Origin of the sequence: Methanothermobacter sp. (assembly GCA_030055615.1) — an archaeon.
Lineage (GTDB): Archaea > Methanobacteriota > Methanobacteria > Methanobacteriales > DSM-23052 > Methanothermobacter_A.
In genome coordinates this window covers 453,472-466,668 of sequence record JASFYN010000001.1, presented here as the reverse complement: position 1 = coordinate 466,668, position 13,197 = coordinate 453,472, and the positions used below count along the sequence as shown (strand labels likewise).

The following is a 13,197-nucleotide window of genomic DNA, read 5'->3' as shown; positions in this document are numbered from 1 at the left end:
ACCGGGAGGATTAAATAATGGTAGAACCGCATAAACATTGTCCAATTTGTGGGAACCCCATACCATTAGATGAAAGAACATGTTCAAAAAAATGTGCAGAGGTTCTTTTAAAAAACCAGCAAAGGATCATGAGGACAAGACTCATATTCTATATTGTACTAGTAATATTCATCGTAGTCTGGCTGTTCGTAGTATTAAGAAAATAGGATGATAAAACCATAAATAATCAAGATTATACCTACGATCACCCCTAGGAATACTGGGTCGAGGGCTAGGATGCCCACAACAAAATATATCAATCCGACAAGTATACCCATAAACCCAAGAGCCCTTGTAACATGCGCATCCCATGCAGATAAAACAACTATAAAACCGGCTATGATGAAAAGCAAACCTGTAACATATAACCAGAAACCTGCAAAGGCACTTATTAGGATTATTTGGAACGCTAACAAGACTCCCACAAAGATTAACAAGACCGCGAAGATGAGCCATAAAAGAGAAAGTCTCCTATAATATCTTTCCTTTAACGCGTTTAAAATCATCCAAACCCCAATCAAAGCCAAAATTATACCTGAAAACATGCTAATAGCATTCACACCCCCCACTGGGGATATTACAAAAATAATACCTAAGATAATGGATATTAAACCTGCCCATTTCTTGGATACCATCTAATCCACCAACTTACCATTATATATCCCCAATGATTCATATAATTTTATCCCCCCACCACGTAGATTCTATGAAAGGCAGTATTGTCCTTCATAACGTTATATGAGCGTGTTAAGATGAACCGTTTGAGAATCACAGGCATAATATTCATGATAATAGGGATAATATTGCTTATAAGTGACATCTTAGATCCCATCATAACCCCTTTTACCCACATATTCCTCATGGGGTCCTCAGAGGGAAAAGACATCATATTATTCCTCCTAATGGGGAGCATGTTAATTTTAAGCCCTTATATTAACCATGGAAAAAATAAAAATTTTTATCTGCTCATAACAATAATATTAACCACTTTAACTTACCTCATAATAATTATAACAGAATTCCTAATTAGAATTAAAATAGGCATAAACCCGTACACAACATTCGTAGCCTTTAACCCCGCAGCTACAACGAGTATAACACACAGTCACCTCCCCAAGGCATCCCTAAGCCCCCTCACAAAACTAATAGCCCCCACCCACATACACACTGCATCATCCCTCGCAAAATATACCCCACCATTTCTACTCCCCTGGCTGCTTATAAATCTGCCTCTCATTTATATTTTCGGCCTTCTTTCATTGGGAGACCGCCGAGACTTCCATAGGATAATACTGATATTCGCGATAACCACAACTATAATAGGTATAATAGATGGTGGTCTTTTCTCCACACCAGCAATGGTAGGCCTTTCAGGGATGCTAGGTATGAGGGCCTTGAAAGTCCCATTTTCCCCAAGAAACCTTATAAACCCCTCTATAATCATAGCATCACTTATAATCCTAAGGATAATAATAGGTTTAATGTTATCAACACCAGAATACTATGAAGTAACTATACTCCAACCAAGGGAAAATATAAACTTGGAAGGCTTTAAAGTACTTTCAAGTGAAAAAGTGGATAATAAGATGATAATAAAATTATCATCAGACTACAATGAAATTAACCTAATAAACAGGCTTATAACCGCCATTGATGGTGAGTGTCAAGGTTTCTTCATCACATGGAACTTCTACTCATTTTTCAGGTGATGTGGATGAAACTCACTATAATCATACCCACATATAACGAAGAAGAATACCTTCCAAGACTTCTTGAAAGCATAAAAAATCAAGACTTCAAGGATTATGAAATCATAGTCGCCGATGCCAATTCAACAGACAAAACCAGGGAAATAGCTGAAATGTACGGGTGTAAAATCGTTGAAGGAGGTTTACCCGCGGAAGGTAGGAACAATGGTGCTAAAATAGCCCAAGGGGAGCTCCTATTATTCCTCGATGCCGATGTTGTTCTAACTGAAGGCTATCTTAAAGACGCAATCAAAGAATTCGAAAGCGAAAACCTTGGCATAGCCATAACCCAAATGATACCACTATCAACCAGAAAAAGGGACAAAATACTCCACGAGTTCGCGAATAGATTCATGATACTCACAGAATCTATAAAACCCCATGGAGCCGGCTGCTGTGGCATATTAACACGTAAAAAACTTCACGATAAAGTTGGAGGTTTCGATGAATCACTAGACTTCGGTGAGGACACAGATTACATAGAAAGAATAGGAAGAATAAGCAAATTCAAAGTCTTGAGAAAACCCCGCCTACTAGTATCCATAAGAAGACTTGAAAAAGAAGGATTAAAAAACCTAGCATTCAAATACACCAAAAGCACGATCTGCGATTTTTTAGGTAAAAAGTTAAGCGCTTCGGAATTAAATTACACCTTCGGACATTCCACAAAAAAACGAAAAAGGATCCTATACTCAGTATGTGGAGAGGGTATGGGCCATGCCATCAGAAGTGGCGTAATACTAGAAGAACTTGTCAAAGACTATGACGTTTTAATATTCGCAAGTGACCGAGCATACAAATACCTCAAAGAAAGATTCGAAAATGTCCATGAAATATACGGTTTCAACACAGTATATGAAAATAATGAAGTCAAAGACCTTAAAACTTTTCTAAAAGCCATGAAAACATTCCCCAGGGACCTTAAAGAAAACCTAAGATTATTATACAGAATGGCCCGGGATTTCAAACCAGATGTTGTAGTATCTGATTTTGAATTCTATGCAAGTCTCATAAGCAACATATTAAGGATACCCCTCATAAGCGTGGACAACATGCATGTAATAACCCAATGTAACATAGAATACCCAAAAAAATACAGAAAAGATAAGCTGAAAGCCGAAGCCGTTATAAGATCATTTATAATAAGACCAAAACGTTATATTATAACGAGCTATTTCTTCCCCAAGATCAAAGACCCTGAAAAAGTCGTTATGTTCCCACCAATCCTAAGAAAAAAGATAATGAATCTAAAACCGTACTATGGAGACCATATATTCGTCTATCAGACAAGCAAAACCAATATCAGATTACTAAAAACTCTTAAAAAAATCAATAGGAAATTTATCATATATGGTTTCGACAAGGATAAAATCGATGATAATTTATATTTCAGAAAATTTAATGAGGATGAATTCTTCAAAGACCTCGAATCAGCCGCTGCGGTGATCACCAATGGAGGATTCACACTTATAAGCGAAGCCCTCTACCTTAAAAAACCAGTCTATAGCGTCCCTGTCAAAGGACAATTTGAACAAATTCTTAACGCATTCTATCTTGAAAAACTAGGCTATGGCGAATTCCACGAGGAAGCAGATAAAAAATCAATTGAAACATTCCTAAAAAAACTACCAATATATAGAAAAAATTTAGAAAAATATGAAGGCGGAGATAACATGGCCCTCATAGAAGAACTTAAAAGGACTATTGAAAAACTCTCATAAGATTTTTTACAATGTTACACCCATATCTAACTGTTCTGTCAATTCTTTATACCTGTTTCTTATTGTTACCTCTGTTACACCTGCAACTTCTGCAACATCCCTCTGGGTTTTCCTTTCACCAAGGAGTACTGATGCTATGTAAAGTGCCGCTGCAGCAACCCCAGTTGGGCCTCTACCAGATGTCAGACCCTTTTCCATGGCCTTTTCGATTATTTCGATGGCCTTTGATTGGACTTCCCCTGATAATCCTAATTCTGTTGCGAATCTTGGCACATAATCTACAGGTGATGTTGGAGGCAATTTAATGTTTAATTCACGTGTTAGGAACCTGTAAGTGCGGCCGACTTCTTTTTTACTTACCCTTGAGATCTCCGCGATCTCGTCGAGTGTCCTTGGAACGTTGCATCTTCTACATGCGGCATAAAGTGATGCTGCAACAACTCCTTCGATACTTCTGCCCCTTATAAGTTTGTTTTCAACCGCCTTCCTATATATCATTGATGCAGCTTCCCTCACGCTCCTTGGGAGTCCAAGATTTGAGGAATCACGATCTAATTCGCTCAGAGCATATGCTAAGTTTCTCTCTGTAGCGCCAGAAATCCTGATTTTTCTCTGCCATTTTCTTAACCTGTACCATTGAGCCCTGTTCCTTGCTGGTATGTCTCTACCATAAATGTCCTTGTTTCTCCAATCTATCATTGTTGATAGGCCCTTATCGTGTATTGTATAGGTTAGAGGTGCTCCTACCCTTGTGCGTTTGTCGCGTTGTTCATGGTCGAATGCTCTCCATTCTGGGCCCATATCTAGGAGGTTATCATCTATGACAAGTCCACATTTTCCGCATACTATCTCGGCTCTTTCATAGTCTCCTCTAAGGTCCTCGGATCCGCATTCTGGGCATCTTGTTTCCTTTTCAATCTCTGAAATCTCCCTTTTCATTTTCATTTTTTCCTTTTTCGTTTTTTTCGCCCCCATTCTCTCTCTATAAATAAGGTTTCTCCAACTCGTTTCTCAAATTTTTTCGAATTTATTGCACGAATTGGTTTTATTAAAATATATGGCATTTTTGTCGGGCCGAAGATATCCTGGACTTTACCAATTAATTGTCCCTCTGATGTGAAGACCTTGGCTCTAAAGGGTGGTGTGCTCTTCGAACGTGCTATGATATTACCTCGGTTAGAAATGTGTGAAATCTTCCCAAGCACTCTCATAATATAACCGAAAATTTTATATATTATATCTTCAAGGTGGTTATATATAAACTTTTCGGTAACTTTTTAAAGGGAGCCCCTCAAAGTTTGTATATCTTCTCTTTCAGATTCTTTTGATGATTTCTTATGATAATTCTCCCATAATATATCGCGGCGAGAAAACCGAAGAAAGTTGGGGTTATGTAACTGGCCAACCTATCAATAACACTTGCTGCCATCACATGATCCGCTGATATCCCAGTAACTGTAAAAAGGGCGACGATTATACCCTCTCTCAACCCAAGGGAACCTGGAAGTAATGGTAAAAGCGATATTAGAATCCCCACAGTGTAAATTATAATCAATGGAGCTATTGGAGGCTCCACACCAATAGTCCGAAAACAGATATAAATACGGGTTAAATCGAAAAACCACATAATCAAGGAAATTAAAAAACCTATTACTAACACCTTCCTGTCAGTTAACGCCATTGAAAATCCACTACTAAACCTGTTAACGTAAAAAATTATCCTATCCCTCAAATTTCCAAATTCAAACCTTCTATGAGTTATATTCCTAATGAAGGGTAAAACAGACTTCATTATACCCAAAACTATCCTCTGGGCTACATCCCGCCTAGCTCCAGCATAAATCGCCACTGAAAAAACTACTATGGTAAATATTATAAGGAAACTCACTATGAAACGAGTCCAAATAGAAACTTCCCATGTCATGATAAGAATAGCTGAAAGTAAAGATATTATAGCAAATGGCATGAATTCAAACACTCTATCCGCAGTTGAGGACGCGAAACCTACCTCAAAAGGCGTTCCTCTAAGTTCAAAGAGAAGATAAGCCCTCAAAGGTTCACCCCCAGCAGCCCCTGGTGTTATATTATTTCCAAAAATGCTTGCAAGTAACATGAGAAATAAAGAAGAAAATTTAGGAGACTCATCCACAAGGTTAAGTATCAACCGCCAACGAAAAGTCCACAAAACAAGTATCATGCCCTCAAACACAAAATTCAAAACCAAAAAATACGGATCAGTCCCCTCCAAGGCAAAAAGTATCCCCTCAAAACCGGCAAATAAACCTAGAATGAATATTAAAATCGCAACAACCAAAAATGATAATATAATCGTCTTTTTATGCTCTCTTATGTAATCAAAAATGCTTTGACCCTCTTCCATCCTCTAAACTTCCCATGAGGGCTATTTCAAACCAAGGATCTTTGAAAGTGGAACTCCATCCTCTATTCGCCTTCTTATATCAGATTCCTTATCCTTTATCCTTAAAGCCCTTTCCATCACAATATCTAGGAGTTCTTGGGGGACTATCACTATACCAGAATCATCACCAAAAACATAATCACCAGGCCTGACCTTCACACCTTCACATTCCAATTCAATATTCACCTCACCCAAGGCTAGAGGTTTCCCAGCATTTGGGACAACCTTCTTTGAAAAAACAGGAAAATCCAATTTACTGATAGCATCAAGATCCCTACAAGCCCCATATATGATCGTACCAGCAATCTTCTTTTTCTCAGCAGTTTTAGATGTTAATTCACCCCACACTGCATTATCATCTCCCTCAGCCATTATAAATATAACCTCTGATTTACTTGCATGGTCAATGGCCTTAACTGACGTCCCCCAATCATAATCTTTTGTCTTCGCCGTTACTATAGGTCCAAAGATTTTCCTATTATTCAATGGCCTCAAGGAATGTATAGCACCATTATAACCAGAGATCTCATGAAGAGCATCAGAAATTTGAGGTGTTGAAAATCTAAAAAGGGGAGCCTTTTCACCAGTAAAATTTTCAAGAAGTTTCTTAGGTGATATCTTACCCTCTATCTTCATAGGATCAATCCTGTGGTGTTGTAACCTCTTCCACCATGATTTTACCGGCCACTACCTCATCTACACTGTGTATTGATCCACCATACTTTTCAATGGCCTCTGTTATCTCCTCAAAATCTAAGTCGTTCCCTTGTATAGTTACTTTAATGTTCTCTGTCTCCTTGTCAATTTCCATGAGGGTTATGTTAACACCCTCAACACCTTTAAGCTCGCTTAAGTATATCGCGTAATATGGGATTATAGGATCATGGGGTTTTAGTATGTCCAAAACGATCCTAATAAGCCCCTTCGCCACCTTATTTTCCTCCAAAAATTTATTATCTTTTCCCTAATTTTCTCTATTAACTGAAGGGATATTTAAAGTTTATAGTCCAACTATGGGATTGGCGCTGGCCTATTCTTTAGATTTATATATTAGTATGTTATATAATATAGATACTAATGGTTATTAAAGGTTTTAACATGACACTGGGAAGATTACAGCGCTTGAACGAAGAACTAGAGGAACTTCGATATTGCAGTGAACAAGGGATACCAATTCTGATAGAAGGGAAAAGAGATGAAGAAGCTCTTCAAGAACTTGGAATCCATGGAAAATTCGTAAAAGTTTCAGGGTCATCATCAAATTTATCCGAAATTGCTGATTCAGTTGCCAGATCATCATCAATGGTGATAATTCTCACGGATTTTGATAGGAAGGGTAACCAACTGGCGAAGAGACTCCGGAGAGAATTAGAGAGCCTAGGCTGTTACCCGAATTTACAGATTCGCAAAAGGATAATGGGGATGACAAGAAAATACATAAAAGACATACAAAGTCTTCCCAAATACATACAAAGACTAGAGATGGAGATCTCCCCATACCCTTTCCAAACCTCCATCTTCTAACCACTAATAAACTCATAGGGGGATTATTATGGGAAAAGAGGAAATAAGCACAACTAAATATCTTATTCACGCTCAAATTAACGCTAACGGGATTGTTGAAAAACCAGATGTAGTAGGTGCGATATTCGGACAAACAGAAGGATTACTAAGCAACGACCTAGACCTTAGAGAACTGCAAAAAACAGGAAGAATAGGAAGAATTAAAGTCAACATAACATCAAGAGGCGGTAAATCAAAAGGAGAAATAGTAATACCATCAAGCCTAGACAGAGTCGAAACAGCCATACTAGCAGCATCACTAGAAACAATAAACAGAGTAGGACCATGCGAAGCCTACATACAAGTTACAAAGGTCGAAGACGTCAGAGCAGTGAAAAGAAAAAAAGTAGTTGAACGTGCAAAGGAAATATATGCCAGCATGATGGAAGAAGTGGCACCAGAAAGTATCAAGATGATAGAAGAAGTGAAAGAGGCCATGAGAGTCCATGAAATAACAGAATACGGTGAGGAAAAACTGCCAGCAGGCCCCAACGTAGCCACATCAGACGCAATCCTAGTCGTGGAAGGAAGATCAGACGTCCTAAACCTCCTAAAACATGGCATAAAAAATGCAATCGCAGTCGAAGGCGTGAACATACCCAAAACCGTCGCAGAACTCACCCGCAAAAAAACAGCAACAGCCTTCGTAGATGGTGACAGGGGCGGAGAACTCATCCTAAAAGAACTCCTACAAGTAGCAGACATCGACTATGTTACAAGAGCCCCCAAGGGAAAAGAAGTAGAAGAACTTGGAAAAGACGAGATAATGGTCGCCCTCAGAAACAAAGTCCCAGTAGAACAAATCTACCACGAACTAGGCATGCCAGCGAAAAGCAAAAAAACAGAAGACAAAATGGTACTATTAAAAAATATACTCAACGAACTAGAAGGCTCAGGCAACGCGGAAATCCTAGATGATGCCCTCAACATCCTAAAAGAAGTTAGAGTCGAAAACCTTTATGACGAATTAAAAAATGTCAACAACCACCCATATGCAATAGTATTCGATGGCGTGGTAACGCAACGTCTAGTTGACATATCATACGAAAAGGGAATAAAATATCTAGTAGCAATAAGAAGTGGCGAAGTCGTGAAAAAACCCCAAAACATCAAAATAATAACAAATAATTGAAGGATTTAAAATGTATGTTGACATGCGAAAGGAAACCCTAGATGATATTGAAAGTACAGATGATATAAAAATACCAGAAGATCCTCTAGAAAGAGTCATAGGCCACGACAATATAATGCCAATGATTAAAATTGCCGCGAAACAGAAAAGAAACCTATTACTCGTCGGCCCCCCGGGCATAGGTAAATCACTCCTTGCACAAGCAATCTCTTGTCATCTCCCCAAACCATCTGAAGAGATAATAGTCGTACACAACCCAGAACAACCCGAAAGACCATTCGTAGAAGTCAGAACCCGAAAAGAGATAGAAAAAGAACTTTTAGAAATGGAAATGGCCGAGGGGGAGTTAATAGACCCTCAAAGCGCTCCAGATGCCGTGGCTGAGAGGCTAGGATTCAAGTGCATCCACTGTGGAGAATACAGCAGCGCATATACTAGCATATGCCCTAAATGTGGAGGGGAAAAATTCGCCCACATCAACGCCAGACGAAAACACCTTGGGGATCTACTGGGAATGTTCGAGATGAATTCAAACAATCTCAAAGTCCCCCAAAAGAGAGTTACAACAACAAGGATAATAAATGGCGTAGAGGAAGTAGTCATCTACGAAAGAGTAGGCGGAGATGAAATAAAAGTACTCGACCAAAGAGCATTAGAAAAGAGAAGGCAAATGGTAGAAGAAAAGCCAAGAAATGTAATAGTCCCATTAGAGCGGAAAACGTTCATCCAAGCAACAGGAGCCAGCGAAACAGAACTCCTAGGGGATGTTAGACACGACCCTTATGGGGGGCACCCAGACCTTGGATCACAACCCTATGAGAGAGTGGTGCCAGGCGCCATCCACGAAGCACACGAAGGAGTCCTATTCATAGATGAAATAGTCCACATCGCAAGCCTACAAAGATACATACTAACTGCAATGCAAGACAAAACATTCCCAATCATCGGAAGAAACCCCCAAAGTGCCGGGAGCTCCGTTAGAGTTGAAAATGTCCCATGCGATTTCATATTTATAGGAGCATGCAACATCACAGACCTACAATATATATTACCACCCCTCAGATCAAGGATACAAGGTGAGGGCTATGAGATACTCATGAACACGACAATGCCAGATACTCCAGAAAACAGGGCGAAACTAGCACAATTCGTAGCACAAGAAATAGAAATAGATGGTAAAATCCCTCCAGCAAAAGTAGACGCGATCGAACTCATAATAGAAGAGGCGAGGAAACGTGCAAGGGTTATTGACGACATGGAAGATTCATTAACACTCAGACTCAGAGACCTTGGTGGGGTGGTGAGAATGGCAGGCGACCTTGCAGTAATGGAAGGAAGCGAATACATAACAAGCAAACATGTAGAAGCCGCCATAAAAAAGGCCATCCCAGTAGAAGAACAAATAATAAGAAAATACAAAAGCTATGAAAACGCGCTCCAAAAGGATCTCACAAGTTCCCAACACATACACAAATTCCAAGGACACCATGAAAACATAGACCGAAGCTACATGTAATTTTCCAAACCGGATCCGCACAGACGATCAAAGGGGAACTTGAATATGAAAACTACAAGTGGCCCACAAAATATCCTCAAAGACTTCCCTGAAATGATAGAAGATTATCTAATCGACCTAGAAATTAGAAATTATTCCCCAAACACCATAAAAACTTATAAATCCATTTTAGACAATTTCCACAGGTTCTTAATTGAAGAAGATTCAGATAAAAACATTCTAAGATCATTTAAGAAATATATAAGATACTTGAAAAGGGAGAAAAATGTATCTCAAAATTACATATACCTTGTAACTATCGTTGTTAAAAAATTCTTCGAATTCCACAAAATGGACCACCTAAAGGATGTTAAAACCCCAAAAAGGGCGAAATCACTCCCCAAATCATTAAATGAAGATGAAGTGAAAAGATTAATAGAAGCAGTAGATGTTGATAACAAACAGCGAAAATTCACGAGAACAAGAGACAAAGTTATATTATCCCTGCTTTATTCTTCAGGATTAAGAGTTTCAGAACTCGTATCCCTGAAAGTAAATGATATCGACCTAAAAGATAGGACCATACGCATAAAGGGTAAAGGCAACAAAGACCGCATAGTGCTATTCGACCAAAAAACAAAAAAACTAATCGAAGAGTACCTCAGCGAAAGAACCCAAAAAAGCGAATACTTATTCCTAAATCGATTCGGAAAACCGCTAACAGCACGCTATATCCAGATAACAATAAAAAATTATGCAAAAAAAGCAGGGATAAAGAAAAAGGTGACACCACACATCCTAAGACATTCATTCGCAACACATCTACTAAAAAACGGGGTTGACATAAGAGCCATACAACAACTCCTCGGACACGCAAACCTTTCAACAACACAAATATATACGAGTGTAGATATGGGAACACTCAAAAACCTTTATGACAAGGCCAAACTATTATAAAAAAACTATACACTTTGTTATTCCTTTTATTAATCCATGGGTTTTTTTAGAAGAGCAAAGTTTATATATGACAATATATTAATAAATTTAAATATATTAGTGGAGGTGCTTTATGGTATTACAAGAACTCGCTGATTACATAACCTATAAGCTCCTGGGACTTACACCAACATCACACCTTGGCAGTGCAGTAAACTTCTTCATATACGACACCATAAAAATATGCATACTCCTCACAATTTTAATATTCACCATATCATTTATCAGAACTTATATACCCCCACATAAAGTTAGGAAAACCTTGGAAAAAAGACATGAATACACTGGGAATATAACAGCGGCCCTTGTAGGTATAATCACACCATTCTGTTCATGTTCAGCGGTACCATTATTCATAGGATTCGTCGAAGCAGGAGTACCCCTTGGTGCAACATTTTCGTTCCTCATATCCTCACCCATGATAAACGAAGTGGCGGTAATACTCCTACTAGGTTTAGTTGGATGGGAAATAACAACAATATACATAATATCTGGTCTCATCATAGCCATAATAAGTGGAATAATCATAGGAAAATTAAAACTAGAAACTCAACTCGAAGATTACGTTTACGAGACACTTGAGAAGATGAAGAAACTTGGAAATCCAGGAGTTGAAACACCAAATCCTAAATTAAAAGAGAGATACATAATAGCAAAAAATGAAACAAAAGACATTCTAAAAAGAGTAATACCTTATATTATCATAGCTATCGCCATAGGCGGATGGATCCATGGATACGTGCCACAAGACTTCCTAATACAATATGCCGGCCAAAAAAGCATCTTAGCAGTCCCAATAGCTGTCTTGATAGGAGTACCATTATATTCAAATGCCGCAGGCACCATACCTTTAATATCAGCCTTAATAGAGAAAGGTATGGCCACAGGAACAGCACTAGCACTTATGATGTCAATAACAGCACTCTCCCTTCCGGAGATGATAATACTAAGGAAGGTTATGAAACCAAAACTCCTCGGCCTATTTATAGGCATACTCGCAATTTCCATAATAATAACAGGTTATGTATTCAATTTCATCATAGGATGAGGTGAAAATTGTATGAAACTAAGAATATATGGTGTAGGATGCGCAAATTGTGAAATGCTCGAGAAAAATGTTAAAGAGGCCATAAATGATCTTGGAATAGATGCAAAAATCGAAAAAATAGAGGATATGGATGCAATATTAGAATCTGGTATAACAGCCCTGCCTGCACTTGCAATAGATGGTAAAATAAAGATTATGGGCAGAGTAGCGTCCAAAGAGGAGATAAAGAACCTATTATCATAGGTGGTGAGGCCCCAATGGCAAAAGAAGAAAAAGGTTTCGAAGCCAAAATCAAAGCCATGACAACTGGTGGATGCGCATGCATGACAGGAATACTCGAAAAGAAAGCCTCAACCCTAAAAAAAGTAATATGTAAAGGGTGCGGGAAAGTTTTCAGGACTAACAGGGACACAGAATACTGCTACGATTGTCAAAAGAAATTAAAAGGCAGAATATGAAAATGCTTTCAATTGAATAATGCTATTAAGCTCCGATGAGAACTAGAAAGGCTTATAATATTCCAAGTTTTGACCCCTAAATAATATGAGTATAACTAACCCCCTCAAAAAAATTATATAAGGAGATATAAAATTTGTACAAGAAAATATTATTGGCCACAGATGGATCCAAATGTTCCAAGATCGCGGCAGAGCATGCCATTAAAATTGCCGAACAGAATAATGCTGATCTAATTGTCCTAGCAGTAACTGAAACATATTCCCTCGAAAAGCTTCCAGTTGAAGACTTAACACGTAAAGTGATCCAACTTTTCAAGGAAGAATCGGAAAAAGCCCTACAAGACGTCAACGACATGATAGAAGAAAAAGGGTCCCCTATAAAGTTCACTTTGAAGAATGTTGAAGGAAAGGCTGCGGATGCAATCCTTCAAGTAGCCGAAGACGAGGACGTTGACCTTATCGTTGTCGGATTTTCAGGTAAACACGCTCTAGAAAGAATCGTATTGGGGAGCGTGTCAGAAAAGATTGTGAGAAATGCTCGAGTCCCAGTACTTGTTGTCCGATCAAAAAAATAAAGA

17 protein-coding genes are annotated in these 13,197 nt (G+C 38.5%); 11 read left to right on the top strand and 6 right to left on the bottom strand.

Translation table 11 applies throughout. The features are described from left to right. Positions 1–17 precede the first annotated feature (17 nt). A complete protein-coding gene (locus tag QFX38_02610) occupies positions 18–206 on the top strand; it encodes a DUF2116 family Zn-ribbon domain-containing protein (GenBank protein ID MDI9623762.1) in 189 nt (62 codons plus the stop codon). Here the strand turns inward: QFX38_02610 and QFX38_02605 are convergent. After that, positions 195–674, bottom strand: a complete 480-nt coding sequence (locus QFX38_02605; protein ID MDI9623761.1) for a DUF308 domain-containing protein — start codon at positions 672–674, stop codon at positions 195–197. The two genes, QFX38_02610 and QFX38_02605, sit on opposite strands and share 12 nt — an antisense overlap. A 117-nt stretch (positions 675–791) precedes the next feature. Here QFX38_02605 and QFX38_02600 point away from each other — a divergent pair, with 117 nt between their 5' ends. Further along, complete coding sequence (locus QFX38_02600) at positions 792–1,748, top strand: hypothetical protein (GenBank protein MDI9623760.1); 957 nt, start codon at positions 792–794, stop codon at positions 1,746–1,748. 5 nt (positions 1,749–1,753) lie between these two features. After that, positions 1,754–3,508 carry a glycosyltransferase family protein gene (locus QFX38_02595; protein MDI9623759.1) on the top strand — a complete coding sequence of 585 codons (1,755 nt, stop codon included), beginning with the start codon at positions 1,754–1,756 and terminating at the stop codon, positions 3,506–3,508. Between the two features lie 6 nt (positions 3,509–3,514). On the opposite strand, the gene QFX38_02590 is transcribed toward QFX38_02595, so the two are convergent. The 5 genes from QFX38_02590 to QFX38_02570 form a co-directional block, all read right to left on the bottom strand. Continuing rightward, complete coding sequence (locus QFX38_02590) at positions 3,515–4,447, bottom strand: transcription initiation factor IIB (GenBank protein ID MDI9623758.1); 933 nt, start codon at positions 4,445–4,447, stop codon at positions 3,515–3,517. A gap of 2 nt (positions 4,448–4,449) precedes the next feature. After that, positions 4,450–4,719, bottom strand: a complete 270-nt coding sequence (locus QFX38_02585) for a Gar1/Naf1 family protein (protein ID MDI9623757.1) — start codon at positions 4,717–4,719, stop codon at positions 4,450–4,452. Positions 4,720–4,799: 80 nt separating this feature from the next. Then, complete coding sequence (locus QFX38_02580; GenBank protein MDI9623756.1) at positions 4,800–5,888, bottom strand: UPF0104 family protein; 1,089 nt, start codon at positions 5,886–5,888, stop codon at positions 4,800–4,802. Positions 5,889–5,909: 21 nt separating this feature from the next. Beyond that, positions 5,910–6,563: an RraA family protein gene (locus tag QFX38_02575; protein ID MDI9623755.1), complete on the bottom strand. Its 654-nt coding sequence runs from the start codon at positions 6,561–6,563 to the stop codon at positions 5,910–5,912. 4 nt (positions 6,564–6,567) lie between these two features. Next, complete coding sequence (locus QFX38_02570; protein MDI9623754.1) at positions 6,568–6,858, bottom strand: DUF211 domain-containing protein; 291 nt, start codon at positions 6,856–6,858, stop codon at positions 6,568–6,570. A gap of 146 nt (positions 6,859–7,004) precedes the next feature. Here QFX38_02570 and QFX38_02565 point away from each other — a divergent pair, with 146 nt between their 5' ends. The 8 genes from QFX38_02565 to QFX38_02530 all read left to right on the top strand — a co-directional run bounded on the left by QFX38_02565 (position 7,005) and on the right by QFX38_02530 (position 13,194). Further along, a complete protein-coding gene (locus QFX38_02565) occupies positions 7,005–7,451 on the top strand; it encodes a hypothetical protein (protein ID MDI9623753.1) in 447 nt (148 codons plus the stop codon). 28 nt (positions 7,452–7,479) lie between these two features. Then, positions 7,480–8,622 carry a DNA primase DnaG gene (gene dnaG, locus QFX38_02560; GenBank protein ID MDI9623752.1) on the top strand — a complete coding sequence of 381 codons (1,143 nt, stop codon included), beginning with the start codon at positions 7,480–7,482 and terminating at the stop codon, positions 8,620–8,622. Between the two features lie 22 nt (positions 8,623–8,644). Beyond that, positions 8,645–10,138: an ATP-binding protein gene (locus QFX38_02555; protein MDI9623751.1), complete on the top strand. Its 1,494-nt coding sequence runs from the start codon at positions 8,645–8,647 to the stop codon at positions 10,136–10,138. Between the two features lie 45 nt (positions 10,139–10,183). After that, complete coding sequence (locus QFX38_02550) at positions 10,184–11,074, top strand: tyrosine-type recombinase/integrase (protein ID MDI9623750.1); 891 nt, start codon at positions 10,184–10,186, stop codon at positions 11,072–11,074. Positions 11,075–11,186: 112 nt separating this feature from the next. Further along, on the top strand, positions 11,187–12,161 hold the full coding sequence (locus QFX38_02545) for a permease (protein ID MDI9623749.1): 975 nt from the start codon (positions 11,187–11,189) through the stop codon (positions 12,159–12,161). A gap of 12 nt (positions 12,162–12,173) precedes the next feature. Continuing rightward, positions 12,174–12,404 (top strand): MTH895/ArsE family thioredoxin-like protein, encoded by a 231-nt coding sequence (locus QFX38_02540; GenBank protein ID MDI9623748.1) that lies wholly within the window; start codon positions 12,174–12,176, stop codon positions 12,402–12,404. Between the two features lie 14 nt (positions 12,405–12,418). Beyond that, positions 12,419–12,619, top strand: a complete 201-nt coding sequence (locus QFX38_02535) for a hypothetical protein (GenBank protein MDI9623747.1) — start codon at positions 12,419–12,421, stop codon at positions 12,617–12,619. 134 nt (positions 12,620–12,753) lie between these two features. Continuing rightward, positions 12,754–13,194, top strand: coding sequence for a universal stress protein (locus QFX38_02530; protein MDI9623746.1), 441 nt, complete (start codon positions 12,754–12,756; stop codon positions 13,192–13,194). The last annotated feature ends 3 nt before the right edge of the window (positions 13,195–13,197 follow it).